This window comes from Yersinia sp. SCPM-O-B-9106 (C-191) (assembly GCF_026183365.1).
Classification (GTDB): domain Bacteria; phylum Pseudomonadota; class Gammaproteobacteria; order Enterobacterales; family Enterobacteriaceae; genus Yersinia; species Yersinia rochesterensis.
In genome coordinates, this window is sequence record NZ_CP110791.1 from 180788 (window position 1) to 200222 (window position 19435).

Consider the following 19435-nt stretch of genomic DNA (forward strand, 5'->3'; position numbering starts at 1 on the left):
TGAAAAATGTCGAATAGAAATCATTTAATATGAGGTGTTGCCAAGTTAACATACATATTTTTTCTATATTGGCAGTTTTTATTAGTATAAAAAGTGAGATATTGCAGATGGATGGGGTATTGCGTTGATGCTCTGAGGATTTTGATAGTGACACGAACTCTTTACAGGAACTTGCGATGCATCGCACAAAATAAAATTTTCAAAGAAAGTTATTTGAAACTTTTTTTTCAATAGCATAGAGTCTGCATATCGGCTGGCTTTTCGTCTTTCCGGCGGTTGGTCGCCTTGTGGGTTATATTGGCTTTATCCAAGATAACTCTTACTGATTAAGCGCATGGTTCGTTAGGTGTCTGGCATATAGCCATTTTCAATGACCCTTGCGATAGCCGCTATTAAGAAGAGGGTGAGACATGAAAATCGTGAGTAACTTTATCGGCGGGAAGAATTCTTTGAGTTCCAGTAATCAGACTGTCGATATTCATAACCCAGCCACCGGCAAGGTTGAAAGTCAGGTTACACAAAGCACTGCTGAAGAAGTTCATCAGGCTATTGGCGTTGCTCATCAGGCTTTTGTCGATTGGTCACGAACTCCCTCTTTGCGCCGCGCTCGCATCATGTTCAATTTTAAAACATTAATTGAACAACACCGTGATGAATTGGCTGAGTTGATTGTTCGTGAGCACGGCAAGGTCTATTCAGATGCGTTGGGCGAAATCACTCGCGGTCTGGAGGTGGTCGAATTCGCCTGTGGTATCCCTCATTTATTGAAAGGCGAATATTCCGCAGATGTGGGCACCGGGGTTGATAGTTTCTCGATGATGCAACCTTTGGGCGTTGTGGCCGGGATAACCCCATTTAATTTTCCTGCGATGGTTCCAATGTGGATGTTCCCCATTGCATTGACGTGTGGTAATACCTTTATTCTGAAACCCCCTGCGCTCGATCCTTCAGCATCGGTTCGTTTAGCTGAATTGCTGACAGAGGCGGGCTTACCTGATGGCGTATTCAATGTTATTCACTGTTCAAATGAAAATGCTGCGCAACTCTGCACCGACTCACGAATTCAAGCTGTAAGTTTTGTGGGTTCCTCTACTGTTGCTGAACATATTTACACCACTGCCAGTGCACAGGGTAAGCGCGTACAGGCTTTTGGTGCTGCAAAAAATCAAGCGATTATCATGCCAGATGCTGATTTGGATGCGACAGTTAATGCATTGATGGGTGGTGCATTTGGGTCTGCCGGTGAGCGTTGTATGGCGTTGCCTATTGCCGTTGTCGTCGGTGATAGCACGGCGGATAAGCTCATTGAAAAGTTAAAACCACTTATTACTCGTTTGCGTGTCGGCCCAGGTTTACAACAAGGTGGGGAAGAAAATGAAATGGGGCCGTTGATTTCAGCAGCCCATCAGAAAAAAGTTCTTGGTTATATTGAGCAAGGTGTTAAAGAAGGCGCGACATTAGTCACAGATGGTCGCAACTATAATGTCACTGGCTATGAGCAAGGATATTATGTTGGTGGCACGCTGTTTGATCATGTCACTCCGGATATGAAAATTTATCGGGAAGAAATCTTTGGCCCAGTGTTGGGGATTGTCAGAGTTCCTGATTACCAAACCGCAATTAATACTGTAAATAGCCATGAATTTGGTAATGGGAGTGCGATATTTACCAGTAGTGGTCATTATGCACGACAGTTTGTACATGAAGTCCAGGCAGGGATGGTTGGCGTTAATGTCCCTGTTCCTGTGCCGATGGCATTTCACAGTTTTGGTGGTTGGAAGCGCTCTGTATTCGGTGCATTAAATGTTCATGGCACTGATGGTGTGCGTTTTTACACCCGTATGAAAACAACCACGGCCCGTTGGCCAACCGGCCAGCAAACTGTTTCCGAATACAGTATGCCAACACTGGGTTAATGCTGCTTGAGAGTGTTCGTTAGAGTAATTTCATGTTGCCAACAGGGGAGTCATCATGTCGACACTACTTGCCAAATGTCAGCTACCGGATGTGGATGGGCGTATTCAGCATATTTCTCCAGAGAACGCGGGCTGGCGTTTTGTCGGGTTTGATGTCTATCACTTGACGGCTGGAAAGACGTTGGTTCTAGACAGTGCTGATAATGAACTTTGCCTGGTATTGGTTGCTGGAATTGCCTCGGTATCAACACGCCGGGCTGAATATCCGCACATTGGCAAACGCATGAGTCCATTCGAACGAATACCGCCTTATTCTGTTTATGTTCCACATCATGATCATGTGAAAGTTGTGGCAGAGACCGACTTGGAATTGGCTGTTTGCCGCGCCCCCGGTAATGGTTATTTACCTTCCCGGCTGATTACACCGGCGGATGTGGGTGTGGAACGGCGAGGTAAGGGGCGTAACCAGCGGTTAGTACATAATATTTTACCTGACAACCAACCCGCCGATAGCTTGCTGGTGGTTGAGGTTTATACTGATGAAGGGAATACCAGTTCATACCCAAGTCATAAACATGACCAGGAAAATGTTACAGATGAAACCTATTTGGAGGAAACCTATTATCACCGGCTGAGTCCAGAACAAGGTTTTTGCCTGCAGCGAGTGTATACCGACGATCGTTCACTGGATGAATGTATGCCAGTCTATAACCGGGATGTCGTGAAAGTACCAAAGGGCTACCACCCCGTGGCAACATTGGCAGGTTATAACAGCTATTATTTGAATGTCATGGCAGGGCCGGTACGGCTATGGAAGTTTACCTGGGAAAAAGATCATGCGTGGATCAATAGTGATCAATATCCGACAGGAAAAAGCTAAAGTGCTTTTGTTAAAAACGAATTGATGGGTAGGTGGGATTCTACCCATTTTATTGATCTGCCAAAGTTTACACTTGGTTTGTAGCTTATTGATAATACTGATTTATAGATTATTCTTTTGCGTTATTCAGTGCTAATGAAACCGCTAAAGTTTGCGCCAGACACATAGAAGCAACTTGTGAGCGGAATCCATCGACTTGTGCTTCTCGCACCACAAAACACACATCACTGAAAGCCGCTAATGGGCTGACTTGGCTGTCAGTAATTGCAATCTGTTGAGCACCACTTTTCGCACCCAATTCGACCAGTTCTAATGCTTCTTGTGCATAGGGTGAATAGCTAATGGCAATAACTACGTCTTTGGGTTTCACCATACTCAATTGTTCAGCGAACATACCTCCTAGCCCATCAATTAGAAAAGCTCGGCGTTCCAAATGACGTAATGCATAGGTCAGGTATGAAGCAACGCTGAAAGAGCGCCGCAAACCAATCACATAGATATTTTCAGCGTTGTTCAATAGCTCAACTGCTTTATCCAACTGTTCTGCGCTGGTTTGCACTGCAAGTTGTTGTAGGGCTTGTGCATTGACCATCGTAAATACATTCAGTATTTCAGCTGGTTTTTCTGGTGCTGTATTGCCATCAGTTGAGGTTTGACGGAATAACCGTGCGCGCTCGGTATAGTTAACGGTTTCTTCCATCAGATGTTGACGGAATACCTGTTTCATTTCATTAAACCCACTGAAACCAAAGGCATTTGCAAACCGAATTAATGTTGATGGAGGCACACTAGCTTGGGCTGCAATGGAAGCAACTGTATCAAATGCAATGCTGTTACTGTTATCCAAGATATAACGGGCAACTTGTTTTAAGCGTTTGCTTAACGTCTCATAACGATGACGAATCTGGTCTTGTAACAATGATAGTTGAGTAGGGTTATTCATCCATTCGGCCCACGGCAGAGGAAAATTCAGGGGTTATCTGTCAGGCATTCTAACAGATGGTTGGAAAATTTCATTTGCTGATATCCGCATTTACTTTTATTTCATCGCGAATTCAAACTGTTCACGAAGCCATAATAAAGGAAACGGCTATAAGCAAAAGGTATTACTTTATCAAGTTTGACAAAAATCAGGATTTTTTCAGGCTAATAAGGAATAAATCGTGCAGATGGCAGCACAATGGCGCTGACGTTTTTCACATCAGCGCCAGTAAAGCTGTATTAAATTCAGATGACAGGCCGATAGTCTCGCCAATAACCTATCAGCGTTTGATAATTTTGTTTCACTTGCGCGATCAACTCTGCGTCATTTAACTCACCTTGTAGCCAATGGCGAGATGCTTGACCGAAGATGGTGCGGCCGACAGCAAAACCTTTAACCCAAGGAGCTTGAGCCGCTGCGGCAAAACCCGCTTTTAATATAGCTTCTGAAGAGTCTAACCCAAGAATCAATACACCTCGGCAATAGGGGTCTTGAGTTTCAATCAAATTACCTACTTGTTGCCAATTTTCTGCGCTTAGTGGTGGTAGTTTCCACCAATCTGGTTGAATACCTAGCGCATAGAAATGTGCCATAGTTTCAATGTAATAACGTTCATCTTTGTCTTTATTATCTTCAGGTAAAATGACTTCCAACAGTAATTCATGCCCTGATTTACAGCATCCACGGTAAACATCCAGAATCAACTCATCCTGTTGCTGGCGTAGCTCTATGCTGTCTTTAGGATGATAAAAAATCAGGCACTTCACAACATGTTCCAGTGGCCAATCAATAAGTTGGGAGCCAATGTTGCCGTGTTCCAGACGTAATGGCCTTGAGCTGGGTTGCTCAATCGGGCGACCTATCCACCACCCTTGGCCAGTAATAGTGTTAAGTGCTTCCTGACCATAAGTTGTATCTGCCAAAATGCCGCTCTTCTGTGTTAGCTCAGACTCTTGAGCAGCTTGCTGCGCAGCTTGGAGCAATAATGTCTTGAGCTGGGGGATACGTTCTTCACTAACCCCCGCCTCGCGAGCCATATCAACCAGTTGTTTGCGGTGATCAAAAGCGAAGACACAAAGTTCCGGCCATTGCTGTTTACGGCTAGTCACCCGGTGCAAATGGTTAAGATGGGCATCACGATCTGGGCGTAGAATCGAGCGTTCACGGCTGAGGTAATTATCTAATTCTATTTTGGTTGGCATAGCAGGCGCACAGCCATGACGGGAAACAACCAGTGCACCGCAGGCATTGGCGTAACGGCAAGCTTGTTCCCAGTTCTCGTCATTAAGATAACCGCGCAACAAGCCAGACATAAAGGCGTCACCAGCTCCCAATACATTGAGAACTTCAACGCGAACACCCGAATGGAGTTTGACCCATTCCCAACGGGTGGGAATTTCCCCTTCGAACACTGAACAACCTTGTGCTCCGCGTTTACAGACCAGCGTCGCTTGGGTTGCTTTACGCACATTTTGTAGCGCTATCAGAGTATCTGTACTGCCACCGGCAATATGGAACTCTTCTTCCGTGCCGACAATTAAATTGAAATGGTGTAGGACTTCCTGTAATTGCTGAGTCACTTTTTCCGACTCAATGAAACGTGTTTCACCATCGCCAAGTGAGGTCAGACCCCATAATACTGGGCGATAATCAATATCCAAAGCGGTTCGTAGCCCATGTTTATGTGCATATTCCAATGCTTTCAGTACGGCATCGCGTGTATTGGGGTGCGAAAGATGTGTGCCAGTGATAGCCAATGCTCGGGATGATGCAATATAAGACTCGTCTATATCATCTTGCGTGAGGGCCATATCCGCACAGTTTTCACGGTAAAAGATCAGTGGGAAAGTCTCTTGATCTTTAATCCCTAGAATAACCAATGCGGTTAGACGCTGTTTGTCAGTAATAAGAAAACGGGTATCAGCACCAACACGTTGTAATTCCTCGCGCAGGAAGCGGCCCATATGTTCATCACCTACACGTGCCAGCATCCCTGACTTCAAACCTTGGATTGCCGTGCCGTAGGCAACATTACCTGATGAACCGCCCAAATATTTGGCAAATGTACTGGTATCTTCCAGTCGGGAACCAATCTGTTGTCCATAAAAATCGACGGCAATTCGCCCGATACATATGACATCCAGCACTTTGTGTTGTGTACCCATCCCCATTTCCTTCTTTTAAAACCCCGACAATGTCCAATGAAATGAACTGTAATGACGTTTCTGAAATTAGTATGAGGAATAAATATTTCAAACTCAAGGTTAAATGAAATTTACACCCCGAATATGTGACGGGGCTAAAAGCCTTGTATGACGCTCGGAAATAGAGTCCAAGCCAAAAGATAGTACAAATTATTAATGGTTTTCTTAGGGGGGCTAGTCGATATTGGAAATCAATATAAACCAAAGATATCAATAAATTACATATCTATTCTAAGGTATTAAAATGATCCTTTTTTAAGTGGGTCAATGTGGGTATGACAGTTTCAGTGTTTACCTGATTATTTGATCCTCATCGCATAATGAAATGTTTCTTCTGTAATGTGATTTTATGAAAAAAATATTTGTTTATAATCCCTGCAATGTTTCACCTCATTGTTGTCAGCATAGCGGAAACCATCAAGCCGGCTTCTTCTGTGTGGCAAACGTATCTTCGGGGCTGAAAGTACCTCAGTTCCATGGTATCGCGCAAACATAGCAAAGGATGGGTAAATGAATAAGATTCGGCTAACCACGGCACAGGCATTAGTTCGTTTTTTGGACAATCAATACCTGCAAGTTGATGGTCAGGAAATCAAATTTATCAAAGGGATCTTTGCTATTTTTGGCCATGGTAATGTACTGGGGATCGGGCAAGCACTGGAACAGGATTGTGGCGAATTAGTCGTCCATCAAGGGCGTAATGAACAAGGAATGGCCCATGCCGCGACGGGCTTTGCAAAACAGAAACTACGCCAGCAAATTTATGCTTGTACCTCATCTGTTGGGCCAGGAAGTGCCAATATGGTTACTGCCGCGGCTACCGCAACGGCTAATCGCATCCCACTACTCTTGCTTCCTGGTGATGTATTTGCATCGCGTCAACCAGACCCCGTGCTACAGCAGATTGAGCAATCCCATGACCTGAGTATCAGCACCAATGATGCATTCAAACCCGTCAGTAAATACTGGGATCGCATTATGCGGCCAGAGCAACTGATGAGCGCGTGTATTAATGCAATGCGAGTTCTCACTGATCCAGCAGAAACCGGGGCTGTGACACTTTGTTTACCGCAAGATGTTCAGGCTGAAGCCTATGACTATCCTGATTATTTCTTCCAGAAACGCGTTCATCGTCTTGACCGAAGGCCAGCCAGCGCTGTAATGCTGGCTGATGCGATTGCTTTATTGACCACCAAACGTAAGCCGATTTTGGTCTGTGGTGGGGGCGTGAAATACTCGCAAGCCGGTCAAGCATTACAACGATTTGCCGAATGCTTCGGTTTGCCCTGGGTAGAAACACAAGCCGGTAAAGGCACACTCAGCTCAGAACATGAACTGAATCTCGGTGGTATTGGTGAAACGGGGTGTTTGGCGGCTAACACATTGGCGAAACAGGCTGATCTTGTGATTGGCATTGGTACTCGTTATACCGACTTTACTACATCATCTAAGTGGTTGTTTCAGAATCCTGATGTTTCATTCCTCAATATCAATGTGAGTGCTTTTGATGCCGGCAAACTCGATGGTTTGCAATTACTGGCTGATGCGCGTGAAGCATTGTCAGCATTGCATCAACAGCTTAATAGCTCTGGCTACCAGGCCGGTTGGGGGGGCGAAATTGCTCGGATGCGCGCTGAACAATTAGCGGAGACGGAGCGGGTCTATCAGGTGGAATACAATGCCGATGATTTTACCCCTGAGATAAATGACCATTTGGATCGTGAGCAGGTTTTTGCTGAGTTTATCAATAAAACCGGTTCTTTCCTGACACAAAGCCAAGTGCTGGGGGTACTGAATAGCCAATTACCTCAAGATGCCGTCATTGTTGCTGCTGCAGGGAGTTTACCCGGTGATTTGCAGCGGGTGTGGCGCACAAAAGGCAGTAATGGCTATCACGTCGAATATGGTTATTCGTGTATGGGCTACGAAGTTAGCGCTGCGTTGGGTGTGAAACTGGCTGAACCTGATCGCGAAGTTTATTCGTTGGTGGGTGATGGCGCTTTCATGATGCTGCATTCTGAGTTAGTCACATCCATTCAAGAGCGCTGCAAAATTAACGTTGTGTTGTTCGATAACATGACAAATGGCTGCATTAATAACCTCCAGATGGAACATGGAATGGACAGTTATGCCACTGAATTCCGTTTCCGTAATCAAGAAACTGGTCAATTAGACGGTGATTTTGTTCCAGTAGATTTTGCCATGTTGGCCGCTGCTTATGGCTGTAAGACATATCGTGTTTCCACTGAGCAGCAATTGGTCGATGCATTGGCCGATGCCCGTATGCAGACGATTTCAACCCTTATCGATATAAAAGTTCTACCAAAAACTATGGTGCATAAGTACCTGAGTTGGTGGCGAGTCGGGGTTGCTCAAGTTTCTGACAGTGAAAGGACGGACGCAGTGGTTCGGCTGTTGGAACAAAATATTGCCAAAGCCCGTGATTATTAACGCACCTGTAACTTGAAAGATGACGGGTACATTTGATCTGAATGTGAAGTCGTAAAACGAGCAGGAATCACCTGCAAACCAAAACTTCATGAGGGAAATAATATGTCGTTAAATATTGGTGTGATTGGCACGGGTGCAATTGGTCAGGATCATATTCGCCGTTGTAGCAAAGTTTTACAGGGGAGCCGTATTGTTGCCGTGACTGATATTAATCGCGAGCATGCCACCAAAGTTATTCGTGATTTGGGTATCGAGGCGAATATATACACTGATGGCTATGAAGTGATTAATGCAAAAGAAGTGGATGCGGTGTTAGTGACTTCTTGGGGGCCAAGTCACGAAGAGTTCGTGTTGGCGGCGGTTGCGGCAGGTAAATATGTATTCTGTGAAAAACCATTGGCTGTGACCGCAGAGGGTTGCAAGCGGATTGTCGAAGCTGAAGCGGCGCAAGGTAAGCGTTTGGTTCAAGTCGGGTTTATGCGGCCTTATGACCAAGGCTATCGCGCACTGAAAGATGTGATTATCAGCGGGAAAATTGGTGAGCCATTAATGCTACATTGCGCTCATCGCAACCCGAGAGTCGGCGATAACTACACCACGAATATGGCTATTACAGATACCTTAATTCATGAAATTGATGTACTGCGCTGGTTGTTAGATGACGATTATGTCTCTGTTCAGGTTGTTTTCCCGCGAAAAGCCAAACATGCCAAAGCACATCTGAGAGACCCACAAGTCGTGCTATTTGAAACGGCAAAAGGGACGCGTATTGATGTGGAAATCTTTGTGAACTGCCAGTATGGCTATGATATTCAATGCGAAGTGGTTGGTGATATTGGTATTGCGAAATTACCTGAGCCATCTTCAGTATTGCTGCGTAGCGAAGCTCGACTATCACATGAAATCCTCACTGATTGGAAAGATCGCTTTATTGATGCCTATGATGTCGAGTTGCAAGCCTTTATCAACGATGTTCTGGCTGAAAAACTCACCGGGCCTTCTGCTTGGGATGGTTTTGCGGCTGCAGTCACCGCTGATGCCTGTATTGCTGCGCAGGAGAATGGTGAGATTGTTCCAATAGACTTACCGCAACGGCCCGCTTTTTATAACAAATAATATCAATATCTGCTGTCTGTGCTTTAGCCAATAAGCTGCGGTGTGGCCATATTTTTGTTGCAGAGTCGGTCTATTTCAAGTTTGTACATATTTCACGCAAAACCGGGGGGCTATGAAGATTGCATTTGATGTTGATGTCATTAAAAACCTGGGTATCACTAATATGGTCCGTCAAGTGGCAGAATGGGGATATGACTATATTGAGCAGTCACCGCATCCGCAGCTGAACCCATTTTATAAGCACCCCAAAGCGGGCCGTGAAGTTATTGCTGAATATAAGAAAGCATTAAAAGAAACTGGAGTCGAAATATCATCTTTTATCGTGGTATATCGCTGGGCTGGGCCACTTGAAGCTCGGCGACAGGCTGCGGTTACCAACTGGAAGAGAATGATTGAAATTGCTGTCGAGATGGGTGTTCCTGTGATTAACACTGAACTTTCTGGCGATCCGAATGAGCCAGAAATTTGCGAAGAGATGTGGTATCGCTCAATGGAAGATCTATTGCCAATTATTGAGCGCGAGGGTATTCGGGTAGAGATTCAATCTCATCCATGGGATTTCTGTGAAGAAAACAATGAAACCGCAGATTTAGTGAAATCATTACGCAGTGATAACGTGAAATACCTTTATAGCGTCCCCCACACCTTTTTCTATGATAAAGGCAAAGGCGATGTCGCCAGTATGCTGAAATATGCCGGTGATGATCTTTCTCATGTATTGATTGCCGATACTATGAATCACACTAAACACTGTCGTTATATTGTGAATCCGCCGGGTGTTGATGCTGTTATTCATCAACACGTGGGTATTGGCGAGGGAGAAGTTGATTTCTCCACATTGTTCCAGACATTACGTGATATGGATTTCGCCAACCGTACTTTTAAAGTCGGTGGTGAATCAATTATTGCGACTTCTCTTTTTGGTTATCCGGAAAAAATGGTGCATCAGGCTGTTGCTACTCGCGAATATATTGAGCGCGAATTGTTAGGTAAATAAAACCCTATAGCCACCTGAATATTAAGCATCATTTAAAACATAAATAAAGACTATTTTTGGCTTTGCAGGATGGGTAATTAATCACCTTTTAATTGTATTCATCTGGATAAGTAAGATATGTCGCAGAGGTTTATTATGAATAAAGATCGTGTGAAGTTGGCAATCGCTCCTATTGGTTGGACGAATGACGATATGCCAGATTTAGGCAAAGAAAATACTTTCCAACAATGTATCAGTGAAATGGCGCTGGCTGGATTTACCGGTAGTGAAGTTGGTAGTAAATATCCACGAGATCCTAACGTATTGAAACCTATGCTTGAACTCCGTGGTATACAGATTTGCAATGCTTGGTTCAGCACTTTTTTTGCCGATGATCAGCGCGCTAAAACGATTGATGAATTCACTAATCATATGAATTTTCTCCATACAATGGGGGCCAAAGTGATTGGTTGTTCAGAACAAAGTAAAAGTATTCAAGGGACGACAAAATCTGTTTTTGAAGAAAAGCCTTATTTTACTGATATTGAGTGGCAACGTGTTGCGGATGGTTATAACGAGTTAGCCAAAATCGCTGCCACTAAAGGGATGCAAGTGTGTTTACATCATCATATGGGGACCGGTATTCAAACCAGTGACGAAATTGATCGTTATATGAGCATGGTTAACGATGATGTTTATCTGCTATTTGATACAGGGCATGCTTATTATTCCGAGGGTAGCCAGGAGGCGATGTTAGCTATTTTAGAAAAATACTTGCCGCGTATTAATCATGTTCATCTGAAAGACGTTCGTGATGAGGTGGTTGCGGAAGTTAAAGTGAAAAAACTCAGCTTTCTTGATGGTGTGAAAAAAGGCACTTTTACAGTACCCGGTGATGGTGTTATCGATTTCCGTCCAGTATTTAAATTACTGGATGAAAAAGGCTATCAAGGTTGGATGGTGGTGGAGGCAGAGCAAGATCCAGCCATTGCTAATCCATTTGAATATGCGGTGAAAGCCCGCCGTTATATCAAAGAAACAGCGGGTATTTAGCAATATTTGTCATCTTGCCAATGGCAGGAGTATTTACTGCTCTGGTATGCCGTCTACCTGCAAACAGTCGCCGCAGGGGGTATAGGCCTTATCCCCCGATGGTTAGCTTGATTGCTTGATTCGTCCCATATGATAGGCATCAACAAACTGCCCATCACGGAAAGCAAAACATGGGCTGGTGCCCTCAATTTCAAAGCCGAATTTACGGTAAAGAGCAATGGCGGCTAAGTTATCGACAAAAACAGTCAATTCAATCCTTTGTATATTCAGCCAGTTATCACATAAGTCGATCATGGTCGCCATTAATATGCTGCCCACACCTTGCCTGCAAAAGTCGGCATCAATAGCAATACCGAAAGTAGCCACATGACGACGGCGCGCTCGCTGATTTGCCTCGACAGTAAGTTGACCAACAATTTTGTCATCAATACATGCCACCAGATTATGCATCCCAGTGGGTGCTTCTCTGAGCTTTTTCGCCCACATATCTTGAGACGGTAGGGGGAGCTGTAATGTGTCGCGATAAACCTGTGGATGAGAAAATAGCTGCTGCAAGGCCGGATAATCAGTGAGTTCCACATGGCGTATCTGCACATTTTTCATAAACATACCCCTACTCTTACTGTTTGAATTACCTAATAAAATAACTATTTATTTAACTGAGTCAATAATATTGGTGGTGGCTAAAAAAAACACTTTACAAGTGAGAGTGATAATGATTATCATTGTCGTGCTTTCAGGTGAGGCCATCAAAGTTTAGGTGTTCACATTACGAAGGCACGACATTGCTCACATTGCTTCCAGTGTTTACTTAGCCAGCCGGGTGCTGGCTTTTTTTTTGTCTGTTTTTACTCATCCGCCTTTGTTTATTCTCGGCCAAAACACACCTTTTTCAGAGATTGGCATGCCTTTGCAGCCTAATTGCTTCAAATTTAAATCATTTGTCTTTTCACTGATTAATTAGTCGAATTTTTTGAACAGAGGGATGAGTTTTTTGCGCTTTCATATTCTTCAGCGACATCTAGACTAAAGAAAACGTTGAGGAGAACTGAACATGATTTATTTACGCAAAGCAGAAGAACGTGGCCATGCTAATCACGGTTGGCTGGACAGCTGGCATACTTTCTCATTCGCCGATTATCACGATCCAGAATTTATGGGTTTTTCAGCACTACGGGTGATTAACGAAGATGTCATCGATGCTGGTCAGGGTTTTGGTACTCACCCGCATAAGGACATGGAAATTCTGACTTATGTGCTGTCCGGAACTGTTGAACATCAGGATAGCATGGGCAATAAAGAGCAAATTCATGCGGGTGAGTTTCAGATTATGAGTGCTGGCACGGGTATCCGTCATTCAGAATATAATGGCCGTGATGATCAGCCGCTGCATTTGTACCAGATCTGGATTATCCCGAATAAGACCGGTTTGCAGCCGCGTTATGAACAACAAATGTTCGACATTCCGCAAGGGCGGCAACTGGTGTTATCACCGGATGCTCGTGATGGCTCGCTAAAAGTGTTCCAGGACATGACGCTATGGCGCTGGGCATTGAAACGTGAAGAGCAGTCAATTTATCAGATTCAGGCAGAGCGCCGTATATGGATACAGGTCGTGCGCGGCAAGGTATCTATCAATGGCCGCCATGCGGGTACCAGCGATGCATTCGCTATCTGGGATGAAGCAGCTCTTTCTATTCATGCCGATGAAGACAGTGAAATCTTGCTGTTTGATTTACCGCCAGTTTAAGTTTGATCGTCCTAAGTAAAAAAGGGTATGCATCGCGTCATACCCTTTTATTTGCTAGAATGGCACCCCGTTTACTTTGCCTCAGTTCATTGATAATGAAGAAAAAAAGGCCAGTGCTACAAGATGTTGCTGATATGGTTGGGGTCACTAAAATGACGGTCAGCCGCTATTTGCGCAATCCGGAGCAAGTTTCTGCGATGTTGCAGGAAAAAATTGCACTGGCGCTAGACGAACTGGGCTATATCCCTAATCGTGCTCCCGATATCCTGTCCAATGCCACCAGTCATGCTATTGGTGTCTTGCTGCCATCATTAACCAATCAGGTTTTTGCCGAGGTGCTGCGGGGGATTGAAAGTGTAACGGATGCTCATGGCTACCAAACCATGCTGGCACATTATGGCTACCAGAAAGAACGTGAAGAGCAGCGGTTGACCTCTCTGCTTTCCTACAATATTGATGGATTAATCCTCTCCGAACGGCACCACACGGCGCGTACATTGAAAATGATTGAGGTCGCGGGCATTCCTGTTATTGAGCTAATGGATTGTTCTTCGCCCTGCATTGATTTGGCCGTGGGCTTTAATAACTTTGAAGCTGCAAGACAAATGACCCAGCAGATTATCGCCAAAGGCCACCGTTACGTGGTGTATTTTGGCGCGCGTCAGGATGAGCGGACGGTGATTAAACAGCAAGGTTATGAGCAGGCGATGCGCGAGTCAGGTTTGGAACCGATGAGTGTGATGACTAGCCGTTCTTCATCATATTCTGCTGGCGCGGAGTTATTGCGCGAAGCCCAGGTGAATTATCCGCAGATCGACAGCATTTTCTGTACCAATGATGACTTGGCGATTGGCGCAGTATTCGAGTGTCAGCGGCAGGGGCTTTCTATTCCGCATGATATGGCGATAGCGGGGTTCCATGGTCATGATATTGGCCAGTCGATGGTGCCGAAGCTGGCCAGTGTACTGACCCCGCGCGAAAGAATGGGGCAAATTGGTGCCGAGCGCTTGCTGGCGCGGCTACGCGGAGAGGTGGTCACACCCAAAATGGTCGATGTGGGCTTCACCATCCTCCCCGGTGGCAGTATTTAACTCACTGTTATGATTAGATAATGGTTGCCAATAACAGGCAGCCGACTAACCCGCAGACAGAAATAATAGTTTCCAGCACTGACCATGATTTGAAAGTCTCGACGATTGTCAGGTTGAAATATTCTTTAAACAACCAGAAGCCTGGGTCGTTGACGTGAGAGAAAATCACACTGCCCGAACCCACTGCAATGACCATCAATTCAGGGCTGGCACCAGTGGTGGCAATGAGTGGCGCGACAATCCCCCCGGCCGTGATGGCGGCCACAGTCGCAGAACCTAGCGCAATACGCAGGACGGCTGCAATTGACCATGCCATCAGAATTGGTGATAGCCCGCTGCTGTTCATCATGCTGGCAATGTAGTGGTCAACGCCGCTGTCGACTAAAACCTGCTTGAAAGCCCCGCCACCGCCAATAACCAACAACATCATCGCAATGATTTTGATGGAGTCAGTCACGGTGTCCATCACGGACTCCATTGAGCGGCCACGGTTTAAACCAAAGGTGAAAATCGCGATTAACACGGCGATCAGTGTGGCGATTACCGGGTCGCCCAAGAACTCAGCATAAGAGAGGACCGGGTGGCCTTTGGGCAAAATCATCTCTGCCACAGCCCGCAATGCCATCAAAATAACCGGCACCAACGCAGTGCTGACACTGACACCAAAACTTGGCATTTCTTCGTCAGTAAAGGTTTTCGGGTTATACAGCCCCTCCGGCACAGGTTTATCAATCCCTTTCAGGAATCGTGCAAACACCGGGCCAGCCAGAATCACGGTTGGAATAGCCAATAATGTCCCATATAACAGGGTCTTACCCATGTCGGCATGGAAGATGGTGGCAATAGCGGTTGGGCCAGGATGAGGGGGCAAGAAACCGTGAGTCACTGACAGCGCCGCGGCCATCGGGACACCCACATATAATAATGGAATGCGGGCTGATGCCGCGATACTGAATACTAGCGGCAACAACAACACGAAGCCGACTTCATAGAATAGAGCAAAACCGACGGTGAAACCGGTCAGTACCACCGCCCACTGAATGTGTTTTTTACCAAATTTATCAATTAAGGTTGTGGCAATTCGTTGAGCGCCACCGCAGTCCGCCAGTAATTTACCGAGCATGGCGCCGAAGCCCATAATCAGCGCTAGGCTACCTAGTGTTCCACCGACCCCTGCTTTGATTGAGCCGACAACTTTATCGACCGGCATCCCTTGCATGACACCCACCGCTAGCGCGACCAGTATCAACGAGATAAATCCGTTGAGCTTGAAACGGATCATTAGTAACAGCAGCATGGCAACGCCAACCGCGACAATGACTAATGGCATAGTATTTCTCCATTTATTTAGAGTATATGTATCGCTTTTTATTATGGTTACAGTCAGCTGGAGCCAGCGTGATTGCGCGATTGAGTCCAATGACGATGTTCTATCCGGTGTGATAAAAGTCACATCTCCATTTGTTACCGGTATCATGATACCGGTAACATGGTAAAATACGGAACCATAGAGAGCAGTAAAATTCCTATTCTGAGATAGAGATCAACATTATGGCTGGACGTAGCATTATCGTGATGGGTGTATCAGGTAGCGGTAAAACCACTGTGGGAGAGGCAGTGGCCCGGCGAATTCATGCCAAATTTATTGACGGTGACGACCTACACCCCCGTGCTAATATTCAGAAAATGGGCAGCGGACACCCTCTTAATGATGAGGACCGCATGCCGTGGCTAGAGCGCCTGAGTGATGCGGCCTACAGTCTGAATCATAAAAATGAAACTGGCATTATTGTCTGTTCGGCCCTGAAACGCCGCTACCGCGATCGGCTGCGGGAAGGTAATCCGGAAATGGTATTTTTATACCTGAAAGGCAGTTTTGAGGTCATTATGGGGCGGTTAAAAGCCCGTTCCGGCCATTTTATGCCCACTGATTTATTAAAAAGCCAGTTTGATGCATTGGAAGAACCGGGGCCAGAAGAACCGGACGTTATCTGTGTGGATATTGATGCGGATATTGATGAAGTCGTGCAGCGCTGTGTGTTAGCGCTGGAAAAACAGGGCTAATCAGTGAGTGATGCAAACCCAAAGAGGGTTATTCAGACGGCTAATAAGGTCAAATGAAGGGAAAATGTGCCGAATGGGTCGTAGCGGCTTAGGCCGCCGGAGCGCCCATCGGTGCAGTCGCCCCGCGAGTCTCCGAGCTATAAAATAGGTTTGTCAGCAACCTCAAAGGGTTATTGCCCCTCTGAGGTCATATAACCGGCGCGTAAACTTATTTAGTCATTTAGTTAGATAGGCGCGCACGCCATCCAAAAACATCTGCGTTGATAACATCACCAAAATTAGCCCCATCAGCCGCTCCAAAGCACTGACACCTTTATTGCCCAACAAGCGCAGGAACAGGTTCGACATCAGTAAAATAGCCGCCGATAAACCCCAGGCAATCATCAAAGCCAGTACCAAATGGCTAAGCTGATTAGGATATTGATGGGATAGCAGCATCAAGGTCGCCAGAATAGACGGGCCTGCCACTAATGGAATTGCCAGCGGAACCAGGAAAGGTTCTTCCCCTGCCGATAGCCCGGTAACATTGCTTTCGGGAGAGGGGAAAATCATCTTAATAGCGATTAAAAACAAAATAATACCGCCGGATATTGAGACGGTTTCAGTGCGCAGATTCAAAAATGCCAGGATCTTCTCGCCAGCGAACAGGAAAATCAGCATCAATATGAGTGCGATCAGCAATTCGCGAATCAATACTATTCGACGGCGTTTGGGTTCCAGATGTTTAAGCACCGACATAAAAATCGGTAAATTACCCAGCGGGTCCATAATCAAAAACAGCAATACAGTTGCTGCAATCATCTCTGTCATTATTACCTCAAAATAATCAAAACGACTGGCGTTTCCCGCCAGTCAAAGCCACATATTAGAAAGATTGCTTTGAATCATTCTGGTATCGAATAATTTAACTTGCCACTTTGTCCATATTTCGTAAGGTGGTATCAGGTCTCCCTCGTCAGTGCGCTGTATGCACCAGCAGTAATGCGAGACAGACATCCATTAATCAGTGTCACCTTCCAAGGCAGGACAGTAAACATGAAAAACGTTGGTTTTATCGGCTGGCGCGGTATGGTCGGCTCAGTACTCATGCAGCGCATGATTGAAGAACGCGACTTTGACGGTATCCGCCCGGTCTTTTTCTCTACCTCTCAACATGGCCAAGCCGCCCCGTCTTTCACCGGCCAGCAAGGTACATTGCAAGATGCTTATGATATTGATGCGCTGAGTGCATTGGATATTATCATCACTTGCCAAGGGGGAGATTATACCAACGAAGTTTATCCAAAGCTGCGTAAAGCGGGTTGGCAAGGTTATTGGATTGATGCCGCTTCTTCTTTGCGTATGCAAGATGACGCAATTATTATTCTGGACCCGGTAAACCACAGTGTTATTCAGCAGGGGCTGGATAAAGGTATCAAAACCTTTGCTGGTGGTAACTGTACCGTCAGCCTGATGCTGATGTCATTGGGCGGTTTGTTTGCTAATGATTTGGTTGAGTGGGCCTCTGTGGCCACTTATCAGGCGGCTTCCGGTGGTGGTGCGCGCCATATGCGCGAGTTACTGACCCAAATGGGCATGTTACACGCCGATGTAGCAAAAGAGCTGCAAGACCCGGCTTCGGCCATTCTGGATATTGAACGCAAAGTGACGGCGGCCACTCGCAGCGGCAAATTGCCGACCGATAACTTTGGCGTGCCATTGGCGGGCAGTTTGATTCCATGGATCGACAAAGCGCTGGATAACGGCCAGAGCCGTGAAGAATGGAAAGGCCAAGCCGAAACCAACAAAATTTTGAATACCGGCAGTGTTATCCCGGTTGATGGTCTGTGTGTGCGCATCGGCGCACTGCGTTGCCATAGCCAGGCTTTCACACTGAAGCTGAAAAAAGACGTGCCGCTACCTGAAATCGAGCAATTGCTGGCCACTCACAATGACTGGGTTCGCGTCATCCCGAATGACCGCGAGCTGAGCATGCGCGAACTGACCCCAGCAGCGGTAACCGGCACCTTGAACACGCCAGTGGGCCGCCTGCGTAAACTGAACATGGGGCCGGAATATCTCTCCGCCTTTACCGTCGGTGACCAGTTGCTGTGGGGCGCGGCAGAGCCACTGCGCCGTATGCTGCGAATTTTGCTGTAATTTATTATCCAGCTTTAACGGATAGAATAGAAACCGCCCTAATTTGATGATTAGGGCGGTTTTTTAAATTATACATTTCTAATTTTAAATAATTAAAATAACTATTATATTATATTAATTTTTTATTTAAATTAATACGGCTGAATGCGCATTTTATATGTGCTGAGGTGTTTATTGCAATATAGAGTTTAATGCCATACTCTGGGTTTTAATTTAACTCAGCGGAAGTTAATATAAAAATATCAGATCGTGCTATTAGTTCTCTGAATGTTCTGATAAAATATGTAATCTGGTTTATCAATATGACAATTTATCTAAACCTATTATTAATGGCCTTAATCTTGATATTAAATCAGGAGAGAGTGTCGCTAATGGGCTGGATATTCATACTATTGGTATCAACAATTATCGCCAATATATTGCCTGTGTTTTGCAGGATGACAAACTGTTCGCGGGTTCTATTGCAGAGAATATTGCCAGTTTTGATGTTTATCTCGATCGAGAATCCATTATTAGTTGCGCCCGCTATTGCAATATCCATGATGATATTATGCCAATGGGATATGAAACTTTACTTGGGGAGTTGGGCGGCAGTTTATCTGGCGGCCAAAAACAGCGCTTATTGATTGCGCGTGCGCTGTATCGCCGCCCTGGGATCTTGTTTATGGATAAAGCGACCAGCCATTTGGATCTGGATAATGAAGATTATATCAATGCCAGTATTGCCGCATTGAAAATAACCCGGGTGATTATTGCTCACCGGCCTTCAACCATTGCTTCGGCTGATCGGGTTATTACATTAGTCTGAATGAA

Annotated in this window: 15 protein-coding genes and 1 pseudogene; 11 read left to right on the plus strand and 5 right to left on the minus strand. The window is 45.5% G+C overall.

The window, feature by feature from the left end; translation table 11 throughout:
• Positions 1–410 precede the first annotated feature (410 nt).
• Both OP863_RS00695 and iolB read left to right on the plus strand, forming a co-directional pair.
• On the plus strand, positions 411–1916 hold the full coding sequence (locus tag OP863_RS00695; protein ID WP_145588058.1) for a CoA-acylating methylmalonate-semialdehyde dehydrogenase: 1506 nt from the start codon (positions 411–413) through the stop codon (positions 1914–1916).
• A gap of 55 nt (positions 1917–1971) precedes the next feature.
• Positions 1972–2796, plus strand: coding sequence for a 5-deoxy-glucuronate isomerase (gene iolB, locus OP863_RS00700; protein WP_265525776.1), 825 nt, complete (start codon positions 1972–1974; stop codon positions 2794–2796).
• Between the two features lie 109 nt (positions 2797–2905).
• On the opposite strand, the gene OP863_RS00705 is transcribed toward iolB, so the two are convergent.
• Positions 2906–3739 (minus strand): MurR/RpiR family transcriptional regulator, encoded by an 834-nt coding sequence (locus OP863_RS00705; RefSeq protein WP_004388956.1) that lies wholly within the window; start codon positions 3737–3739, stop codon positions 2906–2908.
• Positions 3740–4023: 284 nt separating this feature from the next.
• Positions 4024–5943 (minus strand): bifunctional 5-dehydro-2-deoxygluconokinase/5-dehydro-2-deoxyphosphogluconate aldolase, encoded by a 1920-nt coding sequence (locus OP863_RS00710; protein WP_265525777.1) that lies wholly within the window; start codon positions 5941–5943, stop codon positions 4024–4026.
• A 549-nt stretch (positions 5944–6492) separates the two neighbouring features.
• Here OP863_RS00710 and iolD point away from each other — a divergent pair.
• The 4 genes from iolD (at position 6493) to iolE (ending at position 11578) form a co-directional block, all read left to right on the plus strand.
• A complete protein-coding gene (gene iolD, locus OP863_RS00715) occupies positions 6493–8433 on the plus strand; it encodes a 3D-(3,5/4)-trihydroxycyclohexane-1,2-dione acylhydrolase (decyclizing) (protein WP_145588054.1) in 1941 nt (646 codons plus the stop codon).
• Between the two features lie 102 nt (positions 8434–8535).
• Positions 8536–9549 (plus strand): Gfo/Idh/MocA family protein, encoded by a 1014-nt coding sequence (locus tag OP863_RS00720; protein WP_145591559.1) that lies wholly within the window; start codon positions 8536–8538, stop codon positions 9547–9549.
• Between the two features lie 112 nt (positions 9550–9661).
• Entirely contained in the window at positions 9662–10546 is an 885-nt protein-coding gene (locus tag OP863_RS00725; protein ID WP_265525778.1) for a sugar phosphate isomerase/epimerase family protein, read from the plus strand.
• A gap of 135 nt (positions 10547–10681) precedes the next feature.
• On the plus strand, positions 10682–11578 hold the full coding sequence (gene iolE / locus OP863_RS00730) for a myo-inosose-2 dehydratase (RefSeq protein WP_265525779.1): 897 nt from the start codon (positions 10682–10684) through the stop codon (positions 11576–11578).
• 102 nt (positions 11579–11680) lie between these two features.
• Here iolE and OP863_RS00735 read toward each other — a convergent pair whose 3' ends face one another.
• The gene (locus tag OP863_RS00735; protein ID WP_038637366.1) at positions 11681–12181 is read right to left on the minus strand and encodes a GNAT family N-acetyltransferase; all 501 of its coding nucleotides are present in this window, start codon (positions 12179–12181) and stop codon (positions 11681–11683) included.
• A gap of 451 nt (positions 12182–12632) precedes the next feature.
• Here OP863_RS00735 and OP863_RS00740 point away from each other — a divergent pair, with 451 nt between their 5' ends.
• Both OP863_RS00740 and gntR read left to right on the plus strand, forming a co-directional pair.
• The gene (locus OP863_RS00740) at positions 12633–13328 is read left to right on the plus strand and encodes a pirin family protein (RefSeq protein ID WP_038637363.1); all 696 of its coding nucleotides are present in this window, start codon (positions 12633–12635) and stop codon (positions 13326–13328) included.
• A 95-nt stretch (positions 13329–13423) separates the two neighbouring features.
• Positions 13424–14419: a gluconate operon transcriptional repressor GntR gene (gntR, locus tag OP863_RS00745; RefSeq protein ID WP_050291846.1), complete on the plus strand. Its 996-nt coding sequence runs from the start codon at positions 13424–13426 to the stop codon at positions 14417–14419.
• Positions 14420–14432: 13 nt separating this feature from the next.
• On the opposite strand, the gene gntT is transcribed toward gntR, so the two are convergent.
• Positions 14433–15749, minus strand: a complete 1317-nt coding sequence (gntT, locus tag OP863_RS00750; protein ID WP_050112072.1) for a gluconate transporter — start codon at positions 15747–15749, stop codon at positions 14433–14435.
• 221 nt (positions 15750–15970) lie between these two features.
• Here gntT and OP863_RS00755 point away from each other — a divergent pair, with 221 nt between their 5' ends.
• Complete coding sequence (locus OP863_RS00755) at positions 15971–16483, plus strand: gluconokinase (protein ID WP_265525780.1); 513 nt, start codon at positions 15971–15973, stop codon at positions 16481–16483.
• Positions 16484–16699: 216 nt separating this feature from the next.
• Here OP863_RS00755 and OP863_RS00760 read toward each other — a convergent pair whose 3' ends face one another.
• Positions 16700–17293: a YhgN family NAAT transporter gene (locus tag OP863_RS00760; protein WP_032821272.1), complete on the minus strand. Its 594-nt coding sequence runs from the start codon at positions 17291–17293 to the stop codon at positions 16700–16702.
• A 225-nt stretch (positions 17294–17518) separates the two neighbouring features.
• On the opposite strand from OP863_RS00760, the gene asd reads away from it, so the two are divergent.
• Positions 17519–18622 carry an aspartate-semialdehyde dehydrogenase gene (asd, locus tag OP863_RS00765; RefSeq protein ID WP_145588045.1) on the plus strand — a complete coding sequence of 368 codons (1104 nt, stop codon included), beginning with the start codon at positions 17519–17521 and terminating at the stop codon, positions 18620–18622.
• A 277-nt stretch (positions 18623–18899) separates the two neighbouring features.
• Positions 18900–19430: pseudogene (locus tag OP863_RS00770) on the plus strand (ATP-binding cassette domain-containing protein); the annotation flags it as partial.
• Positions 19431–19435: the final 5 nt, after the last annotated feature.